This is a genomic window from Methanomassiliicoccales archaeon (assembly GCA_026394395.1).
Lineage (GTDB): Archaea > Thermoplasmatota > Thermoplasmata > Methanomassiliicoccales > UBA472 > UBA472.
In genome coordinates, this window is record JAPKYK010000001.1 from 167,108 (window position 1) to 189,405 (window position 22,298).

Sequence of the window (22,298 nt, forward strand, 5' to 3'; positions counted from 1 at the left end):
ACTCCTACTATTTAAGATTTCGATTCTTGCCCAGCTTGGAAAGGACCGCCTCCCTGGCCCAGGCGATCTGCTCCCGGTACTCGCACTCCGGGAAGGCCAGGTTGTCCGGGAGCTCTTCCATCAGCTCCCACCCCATCTCCCCCTCTCCCTTCTCCTCGCCCAGGATGCCGGCGAAGACAACCTCCGGTCCCATGGGACGGCAGTCGAGGACCTGAAACTCGAACCCGCTCTCCTCCATGAACTCCCTCCTCATGCCCTCCAGCGGGGTCTCCATCTCCTCTAGCTTGCCCCCAGGCATCTCCCATCCCTTGCGCTTGGGGTTATAGACCATGAGATAGCGGTCGCCCTTGAATGCTATACCGTAGACGTTTGGCAGTTGGATCACCGTTTCATGTCGAACGCTTCCCTACAAGAGCTATCGTTATTTATGAAATTCCCAATTCTCCCCCAATGAGAGGACAGAACGAGGGCGATGAGGGGAATCAAGAATCGGAGCTCCTGGAGATACGCATGGTTGATCCTCTGCTCCCGGAGGTCATAGATATGCTCTGGGAGATGCGCAGGGAGATAGACAGGATGTATGACGAGGTCACCACATCCCCCCCTCCTCAGGAGGAGTTCCTATCGCCTCGAGCGGTCTTCCTGGCGGTCACATCCAATGGTAGGATGGTGGGATGCGGGGCCATCAAGCCCTTCGACGGTGAGACCGCCGAGATCAAGAGGCTCTTCGTCTCCCCGGCCTACAGAAGGAAGGGGATAGCCCGATGGATCATGCAGGAGCTGGAGAGGAAGGCTACCGAGCTTCGATACAGACAGACCATCCTAGACACCGGATACAAGCAACAAGGGGCCATGAGACTCTACGAATCCCTGGGATACCGGCGGATCCCTTGCGCTGGCCGCCAGGGAATGAAGGAATGGAGCGTCTGCTTCGAGAAAAGGCTTTGATCAAACCCTTTCCACCACGATCATGGCATGGTCCTTCTCGAACGGTTCCAGCTCCACCATCTCCCGGACAGCGAAACCCTCCTTTTTCAGCAGTTCGGCGCTCTCCTTGAATATCTCCCTCGGCTCCCTGGTGACATCCTCGGAGCGCGCCTTGACCGTCAGCATGCCCCACCTGGCCGGAAATCGTTTCATGACCTTGGCGATGATCCCGGCCTGATGCTTCTGCGCCACGTCCTGATAGACCACATCGGCCCTTTCCACCAAGAAGGCCAGGTCGTCCGGTTTCGTGGCGTCGCCTAAGATGGGCATCATGTTGGAGCGGGACTCGCAAACGCCAACGAGGTCGCGGAACATGCGGGGCGATATTTCCACGCAGTACACCCGCCCCTCGGTGACCAGGTCAGAGACGTGGCTGGGGGTGGTGCCGCTGGACGCTCCGAGGTAGAGCACGTGGGAGTCCGGCCGGAAGGGGCAGTACTTACCCCCCTTCCTGATGTAGGCCGACAGCTTGCTCCTCTCCGGCACCCATTCCCGGTATTCCACTCCCTCCTGGGAGAACAGTCTCTCCCCATAGACCCTGCGTCCCGGGGTTAGGTTGCGAGTCAGCAGCATGTCGCCGGACCTGAACACGCCAGGGAACGGCGTCCCCTCCACCCGCAGCTTGGCCTCGCTCATAAGGATGACCATGACTGACAAATTATTAAGCGTTTCAGTGAGTATGATTCACCGTGGCGGGGACGGACGAGGCCAAGCGGATAGAGGAGCTGACCGAACGCATCGCCCAGCTCGAGGCCGCCTTCCGCCAGGTCTCCATCCCCTATGCCGAGCTGGTCACCCAGCTGGCCAACTTCCAGGAGACCGTGGGCAAGTACTTCCGGCTCATGGACCTGTACCAGCGGTACGGTGTGGTCTCGGTGGACACCATTCTACCGGAGGTCAAGGACCCCATATCCAAGGACATCCTGAGGATACTGCTGGACCGTCCTGACCTGAACATCTCCCAGCTGACCGAGGAGCTCAAGTCCCGCCGGGGGACCTCCTCCCGCCGCATCGTGCGGGACAAACTCAATGAGCTGTCCGAGCAGAAGCTAGTGGTGGAGGAGGCTGGAAGGAACGAGAAGACCTACCGCCTGTCAGAACAGGTGGTCAGGAAGTGGTCACAGGTGCTCGGCCTGTCCAAGTAGAGTGACCACACGTACATAGGTGCATGAAACCACGGAACTCGAGAGAGAGGGAAAAGGCGGACGGACAGAGCCAAGTGCAGATCACGATGATGATGAGGTGAGGAGAATGACGAACGACAAAATGCCAGATGCGGAACAGTTGAAGGAGATATTCGGAGTGCTCACGGAAAGCGTGCCCAAGCTATTGGACAGCGTGACAAAAGTACTTTACGGCTCTCAAGAGGGCACCAAGTTCGGTCAGTCGGTGGCCGCGTTCTACAAGGCGCTCAAGGACGCCGGCATGAGCAACGAGCAGGCGTTCGAGCTGACCAAGGAGTACATGTCCAACCTGAGCATCGGCGGGATGCTGAAGAACGTTGTAGGCGGCGCAAGCCAACACGAACACCATGATTGAGGTCCTAACAGATGGCTAAAGTAAAGGGAGAGTGGACCGGTGACCGCTCGGCCATAGTTTACGTGGCCGCGGCGGCGCCGTGGTTGCTGTTGCGTTTGTCCGTCGCCTACCTGCGCATGAGGCGCAGAGCCAACAAGGAAGGCCGCCAGTTCTACCAGGCGCTGTTGAGGGACGGCGTCCCCCGCGAGCACGCACGTATGTTGGCGGACGAGTACTCCTCCAGCCTCTCCCTGGTCCGGATGATCAGGGAGAACCTGGGGAAGTTCACTTCCTGAACAGGTACTCGGCGATGCCGAAGCCCACTTCGTCACTGTCGTCGTCAATGCGGTAGCGGGCCATGTTCTCGAACATTATGGAGCCGCGGTTGTCCTCGCCCTTGAACTCCATGATGGCCTTCTTCTTGACCTCGCCCTTGACGCCGTAGACCACGCCGTCCTTATCGTACATCGCCATGTACAGAGTGTTGGGACTGCCGTCCGCGTCGTACTCGGTGACCATGTCCACCTTCACTAAGGGCAGGGTCTCGCCGTCCACGAATATGAAACCGGCGTCGATGTCGCCCTTGTCCATGTACAGCTTGGTGACGTTGAACCCATATCCTTCGTTGAACTGGCAGGTGAGCCAGACCCAGGCGCGGGGTGCGGTCCAGTCCCTCTCTCCCCAAGAGTGGTCCCTCTCGCCCAAGGCCTTGATGTAATAGTCCTTGTCGCCGACCTTCAGCTGTCCCAGGACCTTGCCCATCTGCTCCAGATGCTCGGAGGCGACGGTTGCGGCCATGGCCTCCTTGTCCCCGGTCACGCAGTCGCGGTAGTTGAACATGGGGTTCAGTCCCTCGAACCGCAGCTCGAACTTGACCTTCACAGCGCTGTCCTCGCCCTTCTTTTGCATGGGCAGGTCGCCGTCGAACTTCAGGTTCCAAACCTTCTCGTCCTCGACTTTCTCGAAGGTCACTCCCTTGACGGTAAGGTCGTTGCCATCGAACTCCACGGCCTCCTTCGTCCCCACCATGGAGCCGTCGGGCATCATGAAGAAGCAGAACAGCATCTTCTCGTTCTTGTTAGGTTTCAGGCCAAGGCGCATGAAGCCGCAGATATCGTTCCCGCGGTCATAGAAGCTGAAATAGAAACTTTCGTTCCAGTTCTTCTGTTCGCCATGTTCGTGAATTACATCGGTTTCCACTGGAATCATCCTTCCCTGATATAGATCAGGCCTTCGTTGCCGTCAAGGGTTATCAGCTGACCCGTTATGAAGATTTTCGTTGCTCCCTTCACCGCGGTGACCGCCGGAATGCCGTATTCCCTTGACACGACGGCCCCGTGGGAAAGTATCCCGCCAGTCTCGGTGATCAACCCTCCGATCTTGGAGAAGACCGCGGTCCATCCCGGGTCGGTGTTGGAGGTGACCAGTATCTCCCCCTCCCGGACCTCGGGCAGCTGCTCGATGGAATCGACCACTCGCACCCGGCCGGTGGCCACGCCCGGGCTGGCCGAAGTTCCGGTCAAGCGGGCGGCCCCAGCCTCGACCTGGACCGTGTCGTCGAACTCCACGCCTCCCTTCAGGAACTTGGGCGGCAGCTCGCCCTTCCAGCTGCGGAACTCCTCGATGCGGGCCGGCATCTCTTTCAACGCTTCCCATCCTTCTCCCTTGGCCAAGGCGAAGATCTCCTCCTTGGAGAGGAAGAATATCTCCTCCTCCTTGGCGATGATCCCCTTGGCCAGGAACCGGCGGGCGTACTCCTTGTAGATCCTGCGCTCCCGGTACAGGATGTGGTCCAGATAATAGCGCTGGTTCTCCCGGAACATGAGGTAGACCTGGGCGAAATGCATTATGAGGCGGAAAACCCCGGCCTTGAAATAGCCCAGTTTCAACCTCCTCATCCGCGACAGAATCTCCGTCTCGGCCTCCTCCCTCTCCCGGACCTTGCGCTTCTCCAGGCTCTCCAGGTCGACCGGTGGCGACGAGACCAGGGAACGGACGATGTCCACCACCAGTCGGGGGTCCTCGCCCCAGCGGGGGAAGTAGAGCTCCCGGGTGTGGGAACGATGCCCGTACTTCGCGAGGAACGATTCGAAGTCCTTCCAATATGCGGCCATCTGGGGGTCGGTCCTCATCAGGGCCACCGCGTCCATCGAGCTGAGCGACAGCACCTTGTCCTTGACGTAGGGATCGTTCCTGGCGGTGTTGGCCAGGTGGTTGAGGGCTATGTTGGTCTCGATGGTCTTGTTGCCCTCCAGACCGCTGATCACCTTGGAGTACAGAGCGCCGTTGTTGTCCTGCAGCCAGTCCTGCAGCCAGCGTTTTATGATCATGTTCATGCCGATGGAGTGGGCCACCATACCGTAGCGGATTAGGCGACAGTGCTTGAGCACCTTGCCATCCAGCTCCCAGGCCACATCCTCCAGCTTCTCGTCAGGGACGACCGTCAGGTCCCGGGCGTCGAAGCCCTTGGCCCATTCCATGAAGTCGGCGGCCCACTTGTTGTAGGCCTTGTCGGTGTTCAGTATGACCCCATCTCTATCAAGGACGGAGATGCGCACCTCGGCCAGCACCCTGCGGAACAGCCTGGTCTTGGCGTTGACGATGCGGGCGTGGTCCTTCTCCGGGAAGTAGTTCAGCAGCTCCTTGGTGCGGGAGAACTTGGGGTTATAGATCAGCATTCCCTCGAGGACCTCGGCGTTGAAGTACACGTGCCCTTTGTGAATGCGCAGCAGCGGTTTGTCCGTCAGCTCGTGGTAGCCCATGATGGCGCTGCCCTCCCAGTTGACGTACTTGGTCAGCCACGGACCGAGGATGGAAAAGAACAAGGGGGAGGTGACATCCGCCCAGTACTCGTCGCCGTACCCTCTCGTCCATAGCGTGCGGTCCCCGCCTATGGTGGTGATAGGCCGTGATTGCAGGATGTATATCTTGTCCCCCTCGGCCGCCCACTCTATGTCCTGCGGCCCGTTCATGTGTTGGTGCAGCTTCATGCCCAGTTTGGCCACCAGCTCCACCTTGGCTCTTGTGAGGGATGGCCGTCCCCGCTCGGCCTCCGGGACGTCCACCACCTTCTCCCCTTCAGGCGAAAGGAATATGGCCTGGGGCTTCACGCTGATGCTGGATTCCTTAAGCTCCCCGCTCTGGGGATCGCAGACGAAGCGGTCAGGCGTGACCAGCCCGGAGGCGATGGACTCGCCCAGCCCCCAGCTCGACTCGATGATTATACGCTCCTCCCCGCTCATGGGATCGGAGGTGAACATGATGCCCGAGGAATCGGCGTTGACCATGCGCTGGACGATGACGGCCATGCCCGTATCCAGGTGGCCAATCTTCTTGTCGTGCCGGTAGCTGATGGCCCTTTCGTTCCAGTAAGAGGCCCAGCATCTCCTCACATGCTCCGCGACCTGGTCCTTGGTCACGTTCAGGAAGGTGTCCAGCTGCCCGGCGAAGGAGGCCTGCTCCAGGTCCTCAGCGATGGCCGAAGAGCGCACCGCCCAGAGGCTTTCCGGGCCCAGGGCGGCCATGCCCAGGTCCATCTGCTGCGACAGCTCCCGGTCCATCGGCGATGTCAGGATCGATGATCGTATGGACTCGGCGCAACGGGCCACCTTGAGGGCGTCCCCGTACTCCAGGGTCCCCAAGGCCTCCTGGATGCAAATGCGCAGGTCGTTAGAGTCCAGGAAGCGTTCGTAGGCCGCGGTGGTGACCACCACTCCCTCCGGTACCGGGAACCCGGTCTTTATCAGGTCCGTTAGGTTGCGGGCCTTCCCGCCTATCTCCTTTTTGTTCCCGTCGCCCGACAGTGAGATGACATCCCCGTTCAATCGATCCCTCATGCCTTTCTGAGGCGGTGAAGGAACGCCATGCGGTCTTTAAACTATTTCCACTGGCGCAATTATGAATAATCCCCCGTCAATATCCAGGGCGATGAGGGAAACATTGGAATGGCTGGCCAGTAAAGTGGCCGGCGAGATCGGTATGAGCTGCTCGTTCAGCGAAATGGCTGCGGAGGTGGGGATGGGTGCGGACGGCACCCCGACATGTCGCATCGACCAGGTGGCCGAAGAGGCGCTCCTGAGGTTGATGGACGAGCGCGAGGTCCCGCTGAACGTGCTCAGCGAGGAGGCCGGGCTCATCGACCGGGGCTACGAGCGGACCTTGGTAATGGACCCGGTGGACGGGACCTACAACGCCCTGATGGGCATACCTTTCTACAGTGTTTCGCTGGCCGTATGCACCAGGTCCATGAACGACGCCACTCACGCCATCGTGCGCAACCTGGTGACCGGCGACACGTTCTACGCCGAGAAGGGCCAGGGGGCCACCTGGAACGGGCGCCCCATCTATGTGCGAGCATTCGATCAGGCCAACTCGGTGCTCCTGGTCTACTTGGGCAAGTTCTGCGCCGCGGCCTCCAATGCCGTGGTGCACAAGGCCAGGAGGACCCGGTCCATGGGCTGTTCCTCCCTGGAGATGTGCCTGGTGGCCGCCGGCCTGGCCGACGGTTACTACATGAACTCTTCCGTGCGCAAGAGATCACTCCGGGTGGTGGACATCGCCGCCAGCGCCCTCGTCCTGCGCGAGGCCGGAGGCGAGCTCTACAATCTGAACGGTAACGTACTGGACATGACCCTGGACCTGAAGGTCCGGGCCAACTGCCTGGCCGTGGGCGACGCGGCCGTACTGGAGTGGATAAGATGAAGTTCGGGATGAGCGTCAACATGAACATACCCGACGCCCCCCGCATCGCCAAGAAGACCTTGGAGCTGCTGAAGGGACACGAGGTGCTGCTGGAGAAGGAGATGGCCGGCCGGTTCAAGGTCCAGGGTCACCGCCTCGACGATATGGAGGTGGACATGATGGTGACCATCGGCGGTGACGGCACGATACTACGGGCGCTGCAGCACAACAAGGCGCCCATATTCGGGGTCAACGCCGGGGACCTCGGCTTCCTGACCGCAGTGTCCGAGGATGAGCTTGATGAAGGGATAGACAACATCCTCCAGGGCCACTACGAGCTGGAAGCCCGCACCAAGCTGCAGACCACGGTGGGCGGGCAGCGCATGGCCGACGGCATGAACGAAGCGGTGGTGCACACCGCCCATGTGGTCAAGATACGTCCTTTTCAGGTGTTCGTGGACGGGGAGGTGGCGGTCAACGTCCGCGCCGACGGCATAGTGGTGGCCACGCCCACGGGTTCCACCTGCTACGCCATGAGCCTGGGCGCGCCGTTGGTGGACCCCCGGGTGGAGGCGTTGGTGATAGTGCCCATGGCCCCCTTTAAGTTCGCCGCCCGCCCGATCGTGGTCCCAGCCAGCAGCCGCATCACCCTACAGATCGTCCGGCCCAAGGAATGCGTGGTAGTGGTGGACGGGCAGCAGGAGCTGCTTATGGCCGGCCACGAGACGGTGGAGTTCCAGGTCGCCCCGGACAAGGCCCGCTTCGTCAGTTTCGGCAAAGGATTCTACGCCCGTACCAGGGAAAAGCTGATGGGAACCCTATGCTGAACAGATTGAAGGGGATCGACCGCTCCCTGCTGGAGATGATCAACGAGGCCGCCAGGGACAGCCTTCCCAACGAGTTCATCGCCCTGCTCCGGGCCGAAGACGGGGTGATACAGGAGCTTATCCTGCTCCCAGGCACCCTGCAGGGAGAGAATTCCGCGCAGGTCATGCTGAACATGATGCCCATAGATTACACCGTTGTTGGTACGATCCACTCCCACCCTGGCTACGCAAACAGGCCGTCGGGGCAGGACCTGTCCTTCTTCCGCCATTACGGCGGGGTGCACATAATAACCTGCCAGCCTTTCGACGAGCGAAGCTGGCGGGCGTACAATTCCCAGGGCGGTAGGGTAACACTGCCGATCGTGGACCTCTAGAACACCCGGCTCTTCGGGCGTACGTCCCCTCGGGCCAAGGCTCCCATACCAATGATGCTGCCTTCCCAGATGATCGTTCCCGGTTCGATCATGGCGTTGATGCCCGTCTTGACATCGTCTCCCATGATGACCCCCAGCTTGCGCCTGCCGCTGCTCATCAGCTGTCCCTTCGCCGAGACCCGGACCGTGCGGTCGTCGAAGCGCAGGTTGGCCACCTTGGTCCCGGCGCCGAAGTTGCAGCGCTCCCCGATGACGCTGTCCCCAATGTAATTGTGATGGGGCACGTGCGTTCCCTTCATTATTATGGAGTTCTTGATCTCCACCGCGCTGCCTACCCTGACCCCTTCGCCCAGGCAGGTGCAGGGCCGTATGTAGCAATTGGGCCCGATGTCGCAGCCCTTGGAGATGTAGACCGGGCCCTCGATGTAGCTGCCGCTGCGCACTGTCGCGCCTTCCTCTACGACCACCTCGCCCTTGAGCACCGCCCCCTCCTCCACCGTCCCCCGGACGTCCCTTTTTATGCGCCCCATCAGGAACTCGTTGGCCTTAAGCAGCTCCCAGGGATAGCCCACGTCCATCCACTCGCCCTTGATGCGCCGCACCAGCACCTCGCCCTCCGCGGCCATCATGTTCAGGGTGTCGGTGAACTCGAACTCGCCCCGCGGGGACCGCTCCGTCCGATGAATGTAGCTGAACACCTCCGGGGTCAGGCCGAAAACGCCCCCGTTGATGAGGTTGGACGTGGGGATCGCCGGCTTCTCCACTATTCGCACCAACCTCTTTCCCTTGTGCTCCACGACGCCGAAGTGCTGTGGCTCGGCCACCTCCACCGTTCCCATGAAGGTGGTGCGGTCCTTGGAGAACGCCAACACCAGCTCTCCCAGGGACTCCGGGGCCATGACCACGTCCCCGTTCACGCAGATGAAATCATCGTCGATCGCTCCCTCCGCCACCCCCACGGCGTTGGCCGTCCCCAGCCTCTCCTTCTGCTCCAGGTAGGTGAGGTCCACGCCCATCTGCTGCCCGTCCCCGAAGAACTCCTTGACCCGGTTGCTCTTCCAGCCCACCAGGAGGTACTGCTCCTTTATCCCCGCGTCCTTGAGGGCCTGCACCAGATGGGCCAGGTACGGCCTTCCGGCCAGGGTCAAGAGCGGCTTGGGTATGTTGCTGGTAAGCGGTCTCAGGCGGGTGCCTTCGCCGGCGGCTAGGATGAGTGCCTTCATTTTTCTCAGTCCAAAGGTCAATGGGCGTTTTCCGTTAAATTTCTATTCAGCCTAAGACCCGCTCGACCACGGACCTTCCCATCCGCATGATGTCCTCTAGGTCCTTCAGGTTCCGAGCCTCGGCGGTCAGTCGGAGCTTGGGCTCCGTACCGGACAGGCGTGCCAACAGCCAGCCCCGGCCCAGGTCCACCCGGAAGCCGTCGACCGTGGAGAGCCGGCCCTCGATCGACCCCATCTTCTCGGCCAGCCTGACCTGGACCTTCTCGCGGTCCCGAGCCTCGAACTTGAAGGAGTCCCGGGCCGAGGGGTAGCTGGGCAGCCCGTCCACCACCTCCCACAACGGCCTCCCGTTCAGGAGCCTGAGGAGATGGGCCCCGGCCAACATCCCGTCCGGGCAGAAGTTGACCCGGGGAAAGATGAACGCCCCGGAGGGCTCTCCGCCGAAGGGCAGCCCGCCCTTCTTCAAGGCGTCGGAGACGAAGGCGTCGCCCACCCGGGTGCGGGTGATCGGCCGCCCGACGATGTCGTCCAGGACCATCGAGGCGTCCACCGGGGCAGCCATCGCCTTCACCTTCATGAGGGAAGCGAAGAGCGCCAGCAGGCGGTCCCCGCTGACGTACCGGCCCTTCTCGTCCACGGCCACCATGCGGTCACCGTCCCCGTCATGGGCTATTCCCACAACGCCCCTGACGCGGCACAGTCCCATCAGCTCCTTCAGGTTCTCCTCCGAAGGTTCGGACGGGCGGCCGGGGAAATGTCCGTCCGGCTTGGCGTTAAGGGATACGACATGGCAGCCCAGTTCCCCGAATAGCCGGGGGCTCACCGGTCCGGTGGCCCCACAGCCGCAGTCGATGATCAAGGAACGCTCCACCGGACCGACATCCTTCGTCACCTTGGCAATGTGCTCATCGATGGCCCCCTCCCACGGCTGCTCTTGGAACATGGACCTCCAGTCGGCCGATCTGCCGCCGGAGGTGATCGATCTCTCCACCTCGTCCTCCTGTTCCTTGTCAAAGGCGCTGCCGTCGGGGTTCCACATCTTCACCCCGTTGTACTCCGGAGGGTTGTGGGAGGCGGTGACCATGAGCCCGCAGTCGAAGTGGGAGGCGGCGCAGGCCAAGGTCGGGGTGGGAACCATCCCTGCCCTGTAGGGCTCGGCTCCGGCCTCAAGGAGCCCGGCCGTCAAGGCGCTCACCAGAAGGTCGCCACTGGTCCGAGGGTCCTTGCCGATGACAACTCTGTCGGCCATGGTGCCCACCGCCCGGCCGATCTTGACGCACAGCGCGGCGTCTATGTCCTTTCCCACCACCCCGCGGATGCCCGAGGAACCGAACAGGCCCATGGCAGGTTATCCCGGCCGGTGCATATAACCTTACCCCTCCAGGCATAGCCAGCATTTCGTCCAGCACCCCTTTTACATCCCGATCCGGGTGATAATTATCTGGGTTAGGAAGGGCTTAACAGGGCATTCTATATAAGTGAAAACGCACCTGGAGTTTGTCCTTTATACGATAAATATTATATATAGATTATTTCTATTACATACTGGATAACAGGCCAGATTGGTCGATTATCTTGGAGGAAATTCCATGGTGATGGAGAAGATCAGCGTAGACAAGGCCAAGGACATCGCGAAGAAGAAGGGTCTCAAGCCCGGCCGCGTTAAGGGCACTAACGGAATACAGTTCACGAAGGGCAGCAACGCGAGGCTGGAGATCGTTTCCTGGGAAGAGTTCGAGAAGACCCTGGGAAAGAGGAACCTCGCGGTGTTCGAGAGCGGCGGCTGGATGAAGATAATGAAGAAGACCAAATAAGGTCTCCTTACAAAACCCCGCCAAACCACTTCAGCTCATTTTCTTATTTTTTTATTCTTCTGTCCGGTTGAGCATCACCGTCAGTTCCTTTCCGAACGCCTTCTTGAAGGTCTTGCGGTCCTCCTCCAGGCGCCACATCTCCAACTGAGGGTCGCCGCTGGCAGTGACGATCAGGCGCACCGAACCCTTGGTCACCTTGCTGAAGCGCACGCTCTGCACCAGATTGGAATGCGACCGGTCCAGGCTCTCGGCCATGCGCAGGAGGGTGGACAGGCGTACTACCGCCATCTTATCCGCGTCGTCCAACCCCCTTAGGTCCACCGAGCGCTCCTTGGGCATGCGCTTGCGGTGGTACTTGGCCAGGTTGGCCATGATCTGCACCTCCCGGCTGGAAAAGCCCAGCAGTTCGGCGTGATTGATGATGTATTGGGAGTGCAGGTGATGGTCGTTGTACGAGATGAAATCCCCGACGTCGTGCAGGAAGGCGGCGTGGCGCAGCAGCTCCCTCTCGCCTTTGCCCAGCCCGTGCAGACCTTTCTTGACCGCGCTGTCGTACAGCTCGAGGGCGATCGTGGTCACCCACCGGGCGTGCTCCTCGTCCACCGAGCAGTTCCGCCCCAGCTGTATGACGCTCCTCTCTCTCACCGACAGCTCGCGGAAGCCCGGGAACTCCTCCAGTCTCCCCAGGTAGTCCATCAGCATGCCGTCCCGCATGCTGCGTCCGCTGACGGCTATCTCGGTGATCTTCAGCTCGTCCATCACCGTTTCGAGTATCAATGCCCCGGCCACGATGATGTCCGCCCTCTCCGGGTTGATGCCCGGGACCTTCTGCCGGCCCGCTAGGTCCAAAGGCGCCAATTGCGAGACCAGCTTCTTCAACTGGGTGTGGCGGATCACCCCTGGGTGCAGGCCATCCTGCTTGGCAAGGATGTCCCCCAGGTTCATGATGGTGCCCGAGCTGCCGAAGGCCAGGCCCACCTTGTTCTGCAAGATCTCCTTCTTCGCCCGGACCAGCGAGCTCTTGATGTACTTGCGCATCTTGCTGAGGGTCTCGTCAGAAACCGACCCCTCAGGCTTCTTGACGAACATGGCGGTCAGGCGGATGGCCCCCACCTTCATGCTCTCTAGGTAGGTGTATTCCCTCTGGTCACCGAGGATCAGCTCGGTGCTGCCCCCGCCGATGTCCACGAAAAGGGCGGTCTTCCGACCGAGATGGTGTCCGCTGGACACTCCAAGATAGATCAGCCGCGCCTCCTCCAGCCCGGAGATGATCTTCAGCTCCACGCCGGTGGTCTCCTTCATCCGCTCGATCAGCTCCATGCGGTTGGAGGCCTCGCGGGTGGCGGAGGTGGCCATGGCCACGAACTCGGTCGCCCCGTAGGTGCGCGAGAGGTCGCAGAAGTTCTTCAACACCCTCACCGCTCTCTCTATGGCATTCTCCTTCAGCAGCCCGTCCTGGAACTCTGTCTCCCCCAGCCGCACCATCTCCTTTTGCTCGCTTATGACGGTGTACGAGCGGTTGAGGTTGATGCGCACCACCAGGAGCCGGACGGAGTTGGTACCAACGTCCAGAAAGGCCACCACCTTTCCCTTGTCCACCTCATTGGCCAATTCGGACCCTCCTCTTGAACGCCCTTTCGAACTGCCCTTTCTTGCGCCCCACCCATTCCCTCTCCAGTTCGAAGGTCCCCACGCCCTTGAGCTGCAGCCGGACCTCCTTCCTCCCCACGGCCATGGAGACACCGGCGACCCGGGAATCATGCCCCCGGTCCAATGAGTCGGCCAGCGCCAGCAGCGCGGACATCTTGCGGACCCGTTTCCGCTCGCCTTCCTTCAGGTCCCTGAACACCCGGTCGGTGTCCCGCGGGGCTCGCGTTCCGTGATAGCGGGCCACGCAGCCTACGATCATCTTCTCCCGGCAGTCCAAAGGCAGGTCGGCCTTCATGACCAGGTCCAAGGAGCGCCTCTGATGGCCTTCTCTGCCCTGGCTCCATCCCACGTCATGCACCAGGGCGGCCAGCTCCAGCAGCTCACGGTCGCCTTCCTTCAGCCGGTGCAGCCCGTGGGTCTGGTCGAAGAGAAGCATGGTCATGGTCCTCACCTGCTCCACGTGCACCTGGTCCGGGTGCAGGGACATGGCCCATTCGCCCACCGCGACCGTCCGATCATCCTGATGCCCGTGGGCGATATCCTCAGCCAGGTCGTTCAGTCCCAACGTCCGCACCTCCTCGGCCGTCCCGCTGGCGTCGTACTCCACCAGATGGTGCTGCAGCTGCAGCTCAGGGAAGGTCAAGGTGGCGTAGGAGGCCTTGGGCCCGTTCCTGGGTCGGCCCACGCTCCCGGGGTTAACGAACAGGGTGCGGGACACCTCCCTCTCCATGGGTACATGGGAATGGCCGGTGACTATCACGTCCGCCTTGACCTCCTGGGCGATGTCCTCGAGGCGCGATTCAGGGGTGCCGGGGAGCAGCTTGTCCTGCTCGTCGTCGGGGGCGGCGTGGGTCATGAACAGGGTGCGACCGCAGATGTCCAGGCGCACCTCTTTAGGCAGGGACTCAATCCAATCCCAGCTCCTTTCCTTCATGGCGTCTACCAACGAGCCGAGCTGGGCGTCCGCGCTCGTCTTCCTCTGTCGGGCCTCGAGCGCATCGCGGTCCATGTTGCCGGAGACGCTCATAACGTCCGCCCCCCGCAGCATGTCTATGGCCAGGTCCGGCTCTGGCAGGCCCACGGCATCGCCAGCGTGCAATATGGCTGAGACCCCGCGGTCCCGGGCGTGGGCCAGCACCGCTCGCAGCGCCGCTGCGTTCCCGTGCACGTCGGAGATCAAGGCCACATTGACCGGGCAGACCTCCTCCTGGCCATGCCCCTTCAGCTTCTCCAGCAGGCGATAGAAGAAGCGCTCCTGGGTCAGGGCGTACCAGGTCTCCATGAGCCGCCCGTGCAGTTCCTTCCGCCGTCCCTCCAGTCGCACCTGTAAGTGGTCCAACGCCCCTTCTACAGCGGGGAGCTCCTTCCTCAGGAGGGGGATCCGTTGCAGCCAGATGTCGCAATCGTGCAGTTCGCCTACCACGTCCTGCATCTTCTTCAGCTCGCGCAGCTCCTCGTCCAGCCCGTCATCGTAAGCTTTCCTGAAGGCCTCCAGCGCGTAGCGCAGCCTCTTCGCCGCTATGCGCAGGGCGTGATGTCCCTGCCAGTCGCTGTAGACCGGGACGGAATGGGCGTGCTCGAAGAGCTCCTCCACGGCCACGGCCGCGTGGGTATAGGCGTAGGGGCGCAGGGCGGCAGGCGGTCCGTTCCAATCCTCCCCTCCCTCCAGTTCGACCTTCAGTTCCAGCAGCGGGCTGCCATCTGATAGCTGGTCCATGAGGGCGCATATCGCCGGTTGCATTGCGGTCCGCCCCTCCTTCAGGTGCGCTATCAGGGGCTGGAGGTCCTCGGCCCCCTCCATCCCGCTGAGGAAATCGATCTGCACGTCCAGGTCCCGGGCTTGCCCCAAGGATGTGGTGACCTCCTTGGCCGCCTGCCGCCAACGCTTGCCCTTCTTCCCCTTGAAGCAATCTCCGAATATCCTCAGGGCAGAACGCAGGCGCCGGGAGGCCACGCGCATGCGGTGTACGTGCTCGATGTCCTCCCCCTGGTGGACCCCCTCGACCTCCTCCAGCAGGGCGTCGAGGCGTTCCCGGGCGGCCTGACGGCCGAACTGGCACAGCTCATCCCGTCCCAAGATCATCCCTCCTTGTGCCAGCATCCGCGGTTCCGGATGAGCCAATCCTGGGAATCGACCTTTTCCTCGTTCTTCCGAGCCTTGCGCTTGACGTAGGTGCCGTCGGGGAGCATGTCCCGGGATTTCACGTTGTCCCGCAGGTGGATCGGCAATATGACGTCCACCAGCATCCGTTTGTAGCTCTCGTCCAGCACTGGGAACAGGACCTCCACACGTTTGTTCAGGTTGCGGGGCATGAGGTCCGAGCTTCCCAGGAAGACCTCCTCCTCCCCGCCGTTCCTGAAGTAGTAGATGCGGGCATGCTCCAGGAACCGGCCCACTATGCTGCTCTGCCGGATGTTCTCGCTCAGCCCCTTCACCCCCGGCCGCAGGGCGCATAGCCCGCGCACGTTGAGATCGATACGGACCCCGGCGTTCGAGGCCCGGTACAGCGCCTGGACCACCTCCTTGTCCAGCAGTCCATTGAGCTTGAACGCCAGGTAACCGTCCCCATGCTCTAGGTGCCGTTGGGCCTCGCGGTCTATCTTAGCGATGATCTCCTGCTTAAGGGTCACCGGGGCCACCAGCAACTTGCGATATCGGTCCTTGTGGGCGTACCCAGTCAGGTAGTTGAACAGGTCGGCCACGTCCGCGCCGATGTCCGGATCGTTGGTCAGGTATCCGATGTCCCCATAGATCCGCGCGGTCTGGGCGTTGTAGTTCCCGGAGCTCATGTGACTGTAGCGGACGATATCGTCGCCCTTGCGCTTGACCACCAGGAGGAGCTTGGCGTGGACCTTAAGATCCAGTAGTCCGTACACCACGTGCACCCCGGCCTGCTCCAAGGCCCGGGCCCAAACGATGTTGTTCTCCTCGTCGAAGCGGGCCTTGAGCTCCACCACCGCGGCCACGGCCTTACCGTTCTCCCTCGCTTCCATCAGGGCATCGATGATGGGAGAATGCTTGTCGATGCGGTATAGGGTTATCTTGATGGCCAGCACCTGGGGGTCGTGGGCCGCCTGCTTGAGGAAGGTGACCAGGGGCACGAAGCTGTCATAGGGATGGTAGAACAGCCGGTCCCGATGGTCCACGGCGGTCATGAGGTCCTTCTCCGGGACCAGCTCCGGCGGCACGTAAGGAAGGAAGGGGTTATCTTTCAGATCGGGACGGTTTATGGCCATCAGGTCCCAGAAGGTGGTAAGGGCCAACGGAGCGTGCGAACGAAAGACCATCAGAGAATGCAGGCCAAGCTTGTTGGTGAACAGCTCGACCATCTTCTCTGGCATGTCATTGTCCACCTCCAGGCGGGTGGGGGAGCCGATCCTTCTGGTCTCCACGCTCTCCTCGATGGCCGTGAGCAGGTCCTCAGCCTCGTCCGTGGTTATCTCGATGTCCGCGTCCCGGGTGATGCGGAAGGTGTGCGCCTCCTTGATGCTCATCCCCGGGAACAACAGGTCCAGGTTGTCCGCCACCAGGTCCTCCAGTAGGACGAAGTCCTGTACCCGTCCCGGACCATTCTCCGGCAAGGGAACGAAGCGGGGGAAGAGGTCCAAGGGGACCTTGACCCTGGCGTAGCGCTCGCCCCTCTGCGGGTGCCGGACCACCACGGCCAGGTTTATGCTCAGGTTGGAGATGAACGGAAAAGGTTGGTTGAAGTCCAGGGCCAGTGGCGTCAGCGCCGGGAAGATCATGCGCTCGAAGAAGTCCCGCAGCCCCTCCCGACGGCCCCGGTCCAGGTCCCCTATGCGGTGCACCAGTATGCCCTGGGCCTTCAGCTTGGGCAGAAGGTCGTCGTACCAGCAGGTGCCATGTGCCTCTAACAGAGGAAGGAGCTCGCGGTTGATGGCCTCCATCTGCTCGAGAGGCGTCAGGCCGTCCGGCGGGAATTCCAGCGCCCCCTTTTTGAGCTGCCTCTTGAGCCCTGACACGCGCACCATGAAGAACTCGTCCAGGTTGCTGCCGCAGATGGCCAGGAACTTGACCCTCTCCAGAAGGGGGTGCCGCTCATCCAAAGCCTCCTCGAGTATACGGCGATGGAACCCGATCCAGCTGATCTCCCGGTTCAGGAAAGAGGAGGATGATTCCAGCTTTGAGGCGGGCGCTTCAGCCTTCGTCACCGGCTTGTTCTTCTTCTTATCCTTGTTCTTGCGAGAGGCCATTTCTATCCACCACACATCTGACCTGCAGTATATATGAGATTACTGACCAGTCAATAATTCACTCATTATCAAAATGTAAATCGGTGCTGTTCAGTTCTTATAGGCTGGAGCAGCATGCTGGTGCCCATGGACGCCCTGATCCGCCCCGGGGACGTGGACACCGACCGCTTGGACCGGACCAGACGCATCGACTGGGTCGACATCGGGAGGGTGCAGGGATCGAGGGTGCTGGTGGTCGGCGCCGGAGCCCTGGGCAACGAGGCGGTCAAGGACCTGGTGCTCTTCGGCTTCCAGCACGTGGACGTGCTGGACATGGACCGCGTGGTCCGCTCCAACCTGAACCGCTGCGTTCTATTTCGCGAGGGGGACCAGTCCACCGGAAGGGGCAAGTCCGATCTGGTGGCGGAGAGGGCCAGGGAGCTCGATCCCTCGTCCGAGGTCAGACCTTTGTTCGGGACGGTGCAATCTCTGGGGCCGAAGGAGATGGCAGCCTACGACGTGATCCTCGGGTGCTTGGACAACGTGGCCGCCCGTCTGCACCTCAACGCCAATTCCTACCACGCCGGCGTCCCTTACATCGACGGAGGGACGGACGGCTTCCGGGGCCGAGTGCAGGTGGTGGTCCCCCCATCGACCCCCTGCCTGCAATGCTCCATGAATCGCAGCCACTACAAGGTGATGGAACGGAGGTTCAGCTGCACCGGACAGGACACGGTGTTCTACCAGCCCAAGATGGCAGCGGAGATAACCACCACCAGCGTCATCGCCGCCATGCAGGTCCGGGAGGCGGTCAAGTTGCTCTCCGGAAAGGACGTGGTCTGTAACACGGTCTATTACGATGGACTGACAGGGAACTGCGAGACCCTCACCTTGGACCGGGACCCCGAATGCCCGGTCCATCTGACCGCGCCATTATCATAATGTTGATTCTAATGGAAAGGATTATACATGATTCCCAAAGATTGACCAGCGGATTACAATGGTGGTAAGAGTAAGGGTAAGGAACGCGGAGACCGGGGCTACGGTGGACATGGAACTGGAGACGGAGAACACCGTGGAAGAGATCATCGAAGGCGTTTCGGCATTCTGGGAGAAGGATCCCGGCGCCTACGTCGTCCGCAAGGGACGCCGGCTTCTTCGGGGGCAGCAGAAGGTCCAGGACCTGGACCTGCAGTCCAACGAGGAGCTGGAGCTGATCCCGGACCCCGAAGGCGGGAACAAATGACCCTGCCCCTCGAGATACTGTTCATAAGGATGCGCAACGAACTGGAGGCCTGCCAAAGCTTCCTCCCGACCGACTTCGACCTGGGCGAGGAGCACCTGACCTCCTTCCCGCTGAAGGTGGACATAACCCTGGAGCGCACCCCCGGTCCCATCATGGAGAACGGGAAGCTCGCCTACCGATATCATCACCAACTGCAGCTGATCATCGGCCGAGAATATCCTTTCGAGAAACCGCTGGTCATCTGGAAGACCCCCATATTTCATCCCAACATCATGATGCCCGAGGACGGCGGCCACGTCTGCATCAAGCTGTTGTCGGACTGGTCCTTCAATTCTACGTTGTCCACGTTCATCAAGGGCCTGGAGTCCCTGCTCATCTCTCCTAACGGGGGCAGCCCGTTCGGCACTGACACCTGCACGGCCGCCGCCCAATATTTCAACACGAGCCCGAAACGGGCGCTGCCCATCGTGATTCCGACCTCCCCCAAGGTGGTGCGCCGTTGAAGCGTGCGCCGGTCATCCTCGGAGGGAAGGACATGGAGGTGGAGGAGATGCCCCCGCCCTCGTCCGAGCGAACCCTGCCTCACAAGTGGCTGCCCGAGGAGGGCCGTCCCCTATATTCAGAAAAAGAGGGGGCGGAGATGTTCCTGTTCAAGACGGCGGAGGAGAAGGTGCGCAACCACGCCCTCAGCAAGGTCAAGGAAGGCTTGGAGGTGATGGGCTTCCTTTTGGGGGAGGTGTTCACCTTCGAAGGCCGGGAGTACACCGTGGTCCGGGACGTGGCCACCACCGACCTGGAGGCCACCTCGGTCAGCGTAAGGTTCGACCCGGAGGGGTTCGAGACCCTCTTCGCCTCGCTGGAATGCGCCCGCTTCCGCTACGTGCTGGTGGGCTGGTACCATTCCCATCCCGGTCACAGATGCTTCCTCTCCTCGACGGACATCGCCACCCAAAGTGGGATGTTCGACCGGCCTTACCACACCGCGTTGGTCGTTGACCCCATACACCGGGAGATGGACGCGTTCTGCCTGAAAAAAGGAGAGGTGCGGCGACGCAAGTTCATGGTCTACTGGGACGAGTTCCAGAATCCCTATTACGGCGAGAGCGTCAGGTCCCGTAAGCTAAGCGATTAGCTCACACCCAGATAGCGTGCCGGCGCCTCAGCGAGGTCTCGTCCTGTTGCAGGCGTTGCATGAGCAGAGGGACCATGGAATCAAGCATGACCATGCTGGAGAGCTCGAAGATCGTTCCCAGGGGGGCCATGCGCTTCTTCTGATCGTCCCGGGGCTGCACCAGCTCCATGACTATGTTGCTGGCGATGCCCAGTTTGGAATGACGGCTTCCAGTGATCGTTATGACCACCGCGCCGATGCGGCGCACGATGTTGGCGGTCTGCACCGCGGACATGGTCTCCCCGGTGTTGGATATGATGAACACTAGATCGTCCTTCTCCACTATGGGGGTGGTGGTGTCACCGACGAAGTGTACGTTCAGCCCAATCTGCACTAGGCGCACGGCGAAGGACTTGCCGACCAATCCGGACCGTCCCACCCCGTAGATGAATATCTTGGGCGAGGAGGCTAGGGCCTCAATGATCTGCGAGATGACGATCTCGTCCACCTTCTCGATGGTCCGCTTGACCTCTTCCAGGATGTAGACGGTGGTGTCCTTCAATCCTCATCCTCGTCCTTGCCGCCCTTGGGCTTCTTGACCTTGGTGTCCTTGGATATCTTCTTGGTCAGCACACGCTCGTAGATGACCTTCATGTACATGGCGTCGTGCTCCAGCAAGGGGGAGCTGGAAATTATGACCGAGTTGGGGTTGGCTTCCGCCAGATACTCGGCCATCGGTTCGAAACGCAGGTCGCCCTTCTTGATCGGGGTCACCCGGCGCTCGTTGCCGCCCTCGTGCTCCACGCCCGAAAAGTGAGTGTAATGCAGGTCGCCGACGTAGCTGCTGACCTTGTCGAAGACCTCGGCGAAGTCCTCCGATTCCCTGAGCATGCCGTTGGTACGAGCGTGCAGATGGGCGAAGTTGACCACCGGAACGACGTGGTCCAGCTTGTCGCACAGCTCCAAAATCTCGTCCAGGCCGCCGAACACCTCCTTGCGGCCGGAGGTCTCCAGTCCCAGCTTGGGGGTGATCTTGTTCTTGTCCCACCAGGCCACGATCTCCTCCAGCCGGTCGGTGATGGCGGCGGTGGCCTCCCGGTGGCTCAGGTTGCCGTAGAGCCCCATGTGGGAGACTACCATGTTGCCGCCCATCTCCTGGGTCAGCAGGCCGGCCCAGCGGATGGAGTCCATGCTCTTTCTGGTGAGCTCGGTGTCTGTGGCCAGGTCGATGTAGTACGGTGTGTGCATGGAAAGCGCCACGTCCAGCTCGCTACCCATCAGGCCCAGGCTGGCCAGTTCATGGAAGTTCTGAACCAGTCCGGAGGAGAGGCTTATGAGCGTGTCGTCCTCCTTGATCTTCTCGTCCAGGTTGGTGATCTGCACCGATTTCTTGCCCTTCTTCCGGTGGATCTCCACGACCAGGTCGTTCTCCAGTTCCCGGAGGGTCTTTCCCACATCTTCATCGTCCGGGGACCGGAGCATGACATTTACCCGGACCATCTGGACCTCCATAGCATTGAGGCCGAGCCCGTGCACGTCCTCGATACCATCCTTCAAAGTGCGACCCTTACAAGAAAGCGGAATGCCAGCTGGACCAAAACGAATCATCGATAACCCCGAGCGAACTAAAGGATATGTTAAATGACATATATAAGAACTATTAAAATTAAATTTAATCGCGTTAATATTATATGTAGCCGCCTTTCCAAGGTGATGATAATGGCCCGAAGGTATCAATATCTACCGGTTCATATCGGCAGCTTGGAAACGTGCACGAACGATGACATGCCAGCATCTTATTTTTATCTCATTTTATCAGAGGCTTTCGATGGCAAAGGTATATAATACCCCTCCATATTAGAGGGGCTTACCAATGTCGGGAGAGTCAGAAGATGAAAAATGCAAAGACTGACCCTAACCTATTGGCCCTCATAAGCTCCCTCAAGACGGAGTCGAGGTCCAGCGGGGTAGGGATCTGGCGAGACATTGCTCTGAAGTTGGAAAAGGCCAAGGCCAATTGGTCCGAGGTCAACCTGAGCAAGCTGGAGCGATACGCCTCCGAAGGCGACGTGGTCGTCGTGGCCGGTAAGGTGTTGGGGTCGGGAACGTTGAGCAAGAAGTTGACCGTAGCCGCCTACGGCTTCTCCGAGTCCGCCAAGATCAAGATCGAGGCAGCCGGAGGCAGGAACCTCACTCTCATGGAGCTGGTGAAGGAAATGCCTCAGGGGACCGGGGTCAAGATAATGAGGTGATTACATGGCCATAATCGACGCCGAGAACCACATCGCAGGAAGGCTGGCATCTGTAGTCGCCAAGCGCATCCTGAAGGGCGAAGAGATAATAATCGTCAACGCCGAGAAGATCATCATTACTGGCGACCGCGACTCCGTGCTCGCTTCATATAAGCAAAAGAAGGATTGCGGTAACGTCAAGAGCGGACCGTTCTTCCCCCGCCGCGCCGACCTCATCATGAAGAGGACCGTAAGGGGCATGCTGCCCTGGAAGGAGACCTCTGGCAAAGAAGCCTACAAGAGGCTGAAGGTCTACGTGGGCGTGCCGAAAGAACTGGCCGACCAGAAGAAGGAGAAAGTTGACGTCGCAATCAAGACCGGGCTGACCCAGTATGTCACGCTCAGTCAGATAGCTGAATTCCTGGGCTCGAGAGTGAAGTGAT

At 60.7% G+C, this 22,298-nt stretch carries 25 protein-coding genes; 14 read left to right on the forward strand and 11 right to left on the reverse strand.

Going from position 1 to position 22,298, the window contains the following annotated elements:
* Positions 1-7: 7 nt before the first annotated feature.
* On the reverse strand, positions 8-385 hold the full coding sequence (locus NT131_00855) for an NUDIX domain-containing protein (GenBank protein MCX6650198.1): 378 nt from the start codon (positions 383-385) through the stop codon (positions 8-10).
* A 65-nt stretch (positions 386-450) separates the two neighbouring features.
* On the opposite strand from NT131_00855, the gene NT131_00860 reads away from it, so the two are divergent.
* Positions 451-948: a GNAT family N-acetyltransferase gene (locus NT131_00860; GenBank protein MCX6650199.1), complete on the forward strand. Its 498-nt coding sequence runs from the start codon at positions 451-453 to the stop codon at positions 946-948.
* Here NT131_00860 and NT131_00865 read toward each other — a convergent pair whose 3' ends face one another.
* Entirely contained in the window at positions 949-1,623 is a 675-nt protein-coding gene (locus tag NT131_00865; GenBank protein MCX6650200.1) for a fibrillarin-like rRNA/tRNA 2'-O-methyltransferase, read from the reverse strand.
* 53 nt (positions 1,624-1,676) lie between these two features.
* Here NT131_00865 and NT131_00870 point away from each other — a divergent pair, with 53 nt between their 5' ends.
* The 3 genes from NT131_00870 (at position 1,677) to NT131_00880 (ending at position 2,801) form a co-directional block, all read left to right on the forward strand.
* Positions 1,677-2,132 (forward strand): hypothetical protein, encoded by a 456-nt coding sequence (locus NT131_00870; GenBank protein ID MCX6650201.1) that lies wholly within the window; start codon positions 1,677-1,679, stop codon positions 2,130-2,132.
* 106 nt (positions 2,133-2,238) lie between these two features.
* Entirely contained in the window at positions 2,239-2,526 is a 288-nt protein-coding gene (locus NT131_00875) for a hypothetical protein (GenBank protein ID MCX6650202.1), read from the forward strand.
* 11 nt (positions 2,527-2,537) lie between these two features.
* Positions 2,538-2,801: a hypothetical protein gene (locus NT131_00880; GenBank protein MCX6650203.1), complete on the forward strand. Its 264-nt coding sequence runs from the start codon at positions 2,538-2,540 to the stop codon at positions 2,799-2,801.
* Here the strand turns inward: NT131_00880 and NT131_00885 are convergent.
* On the reverse strand, positions 2,791-3,705 hold the full coding sequence (locus tag NT131_00885; protein MCX6650204.1) for a hypothetical protein: 915 nt from the start codon (positions 3,703-3,705) through the stop codon (positions 2,791-2,793). The genes NT131_00880 and NT131_00885 overlap by 11 nt on opposite strands.
* Before the next feature lie 5 nt (positions 3,706-3,710).
* Entirely contained in the window at positions 3,711-6,341 is a 2,631-nt protein-coding gene (locus tag NT131_00890; GenBank protein MCX6650205.1) for a PEP-utilizing enzyme, read from the reverse strand.
* 91 nt (positions 6,342-6,432) lie between these two features.
* On the opposite strand from NT131_00890, the gene NT131_00895 reads away from it, so the two are divergent.
* The 3 genes from NT131_00895 to NT131_00905 are packed head-to-tail and all read left to right on the forward strand — an operon-like array spanning position 6,433 to position 8,386.
* Entirely contained in the window at positions 6,433-7,206 is a 774-nt protein-coding gene (locus NT131_00895; protein ID MCX6650206.1) for a hypothetical protein, read from the forward strand.
* Positions 7,203-8,012, forward strand: coding sequence for an NAD(+)/NADH kinase (locus NT131_00900; protein ID MCX6650207.1), 810 nt, complete (start codon positions 7,203-7,205; stop codon positions 8,010-8,012). The genes NT131_00895 and NT131_00900 overlap by 4 nt, the downstream gene beginning before the upstream one ends.
* Positions 8,006-8,386, forward strand: a complete 381-nt coding sequence (locus NT131_00905) for a Mov34/MPN/PAD-1 family protein (GenBank protein MCX6650208.1) — start codon at positions 8,006-8,008, stop codon at positions 8,384-8,386. The genes NT131_00900 and NT131_00905 overlap by 7 nt, the downstream gene beginning before the upstream one ends.
* Here the strand turns inward: NT131_00905 and NT131_00910 are convergent.
* Both NT131_00910 and glmM read right to left on the reverse strand, forming a co-directional pair.
* A complete protein-coding gene (locus NT131_00910) occupies positions 8,383-9,609 on the reverse strand; it encodes a sugar phosphate nucleotidyltransferase (GenBank protein MCX6650209.1) in 1,227 nt (408 codons plus the stop codon). The genes NT131_00905 and NT131_00910 overlap by 4 nt on opposite strands.
* A gap of 46 nt (positions 9,610-9,655) precedes the next feature.
* A complete protein-coding gene (glmM, locus tag NT131_00915; protein MCX6650210.1) occupies positions 9,656-10,951 on the reverse strand; it encodes a phosphoglucosamine mutase in 1,296 nt (431 codons plus the stop codon).
* 247 nt (positions 10,952-11,198) lie between these two features.
* Between glmM and NT131_00920 the strand changes: the two genes are divergently transcribed.
* Entirely contained in the window at positions 11,199-11,423 is a 225-nt protein-coding gene (locus NT131_00920) for a hypothetical protein (protein MCX6650211.1), read from the forward strand.
* Positions 11,424-11,474: 51 nt separating this feature from the next.
* On the opposite strand, the gene NT131_00925 is transcribed toward NT131_00920, so the two are convergent.
* From NT131_00925 to ppk1, 3 genes are read right to left on the reverse strand one after another with little or no spacing between them, the layout of a single operon-like run.
* Complete coding sequence (locus NT131_00925; protein ID MCX6650212.1) at positions 11,475-13,034, reverse strand: Ppx/GppA phosphatase family protein; 1,560 nt, start codon at positions 13,032-13,034, stop codon at positions 11,475-11,477.
* On the reverse strand, positions 13,024-15,150 hold the full coding sequence (locus NT131_00930; GenBank protein ID MCX6650213.1) for a YfcE family phosphodiesterase: 2,127 nt from the start codon (positions 15,148-15,150) through the stop codon (positions 13,024-13,026). Before NT131_00930 ends, NT131_00925 begins: the two co-directional genes overlap by 11 nt.
* A gap of 2 nt (positions 15,151-15,152) precedes the next feature.
* Positions 15,153-17,288 carry a polyphosphate kinase 1 gene (gene ppk1 / locus NT131_00935; GenBank protein MCX6650214.1) on the reverse strand — a complete coding sequence of 712 codons (2,136 nt, stop codon included), beginning with the start codon at positions 17,286-17,288 and terminating at the stop codon, positions 15,153-15,155.
* Positions 17,289-17,402: 114 nt separating this feature from the next.
* Between ppk1 and NT131_00940 the strand changes: the two genes are divergently transcribed.
* Genes NT131_00940 through NT131_00955 form a run of 4 tightly spaced genes read left to right on the forward strand, consistent with a single transcriptional unit; the run spans position 17,403 to position 19,645 of the window.
* Positions 17,403-18,209, forward strand: coding sequence for a ThiF family adenylyltransferase (locus tag NT131_00940; protein MCX6650215.1), 807 nt, complete (start codon positions 17,403-17,405; stop codon positions 18,207-18,209).
* Between the two features lie 58 nt (positions 18,210-18,267).
* A complete protein-coding gene (locus NT131_00945) occupies positions 18,268-18,513 on the forward strand; it encodes a hypothetical protein (GenBank protein ID MCX6650216.1) in 246 nt (81 codons plus the stop codon).
* Positions 18,510-19,016: a hypothetical protein gene (locus tag NT131_00950; GenBank protein ID MCX6650217.1), complete on the forward strand. Its 507-nt coding sequence runs from the start codon at positions 18,510-18,512 to the stop codon at positions 19,014-19,016. Before NT131_00945 ends, NT131_00950 begins: the two co-directional genes overlap by 4 nt.
* Positions 19,013-19,645, forward strand: coding sequence for a Mov34/MPN/PAD-1 family protein (locus tag NT131_00955; GenBank protein ID MCX6650218.1), 633 nt, complete (start codon positions 19,013-19,015; stop codon positions 19,643-19,645). Before NT131_00950 ends, NT131_00955 begins: the two co-directional genes overlap by 4 nt.
* 1 nt (position 19,646) lies before the next feature.
* On the opposite strand, the gene NT131_00960 is transcribed toward NT131_00955, so the two are convergent.
* Positions 19,647-20,186 carry an SIS domain-containing protein gene (locus NT131_00960; protein MCX6650219.1) on the reverse strand — a complete coding sequence of 180 codons (540 nt, stop codon included), beginning with the start codon at positions 20,184-20,186 and terminating at the stop codon, positions 19,647-19,649.
* Positions 20,183-21,181, reverse strand: a complete 999-nt coding sequence (locus NT131_00965; protein ID MCX6650220.1) for a TIM barrel protein — start codon at positions 21,179-21,181, stop codon at positions 20,183-20,185. The genes NT131_00960 and NT131_00965 overlap by 4 nt, the downstream gene beginning before the upstream one ends.
* Positions 21,182-21,480: 299 nt before the next feature.
* Between NT131_00965 and NT131_00970 the strand changes: the two genes are divergently transcribed.
* Together NT131_00970 and NT131_00975 are read left to right on the forward strand one after the other, a co-directional pair.
* Entirely contained in the window at positions 21,481-21,876 is a 396-nt protein-coding gene (locus tag NT131_00970; GenBank protein ID MCX6650221.1) for a 50S ribosomal protein L18e, read from the forward strand.
* Between the two features lie 4 nt (positions 21,877-21,880).
* Positions 21,881-22,297 (forward strand): 50S ribosomal protein L13, encoded by a 417-nt coding sequence (locus NT131_00975; GenBank protein ID MCX6650222.1) that lies wholly within the window; start codon positions 21,881-21,883, stop codon positions 22,295-22,297.
* The last annotated feature ends 1 nt before the right edge of the window (position 22,298 follow it).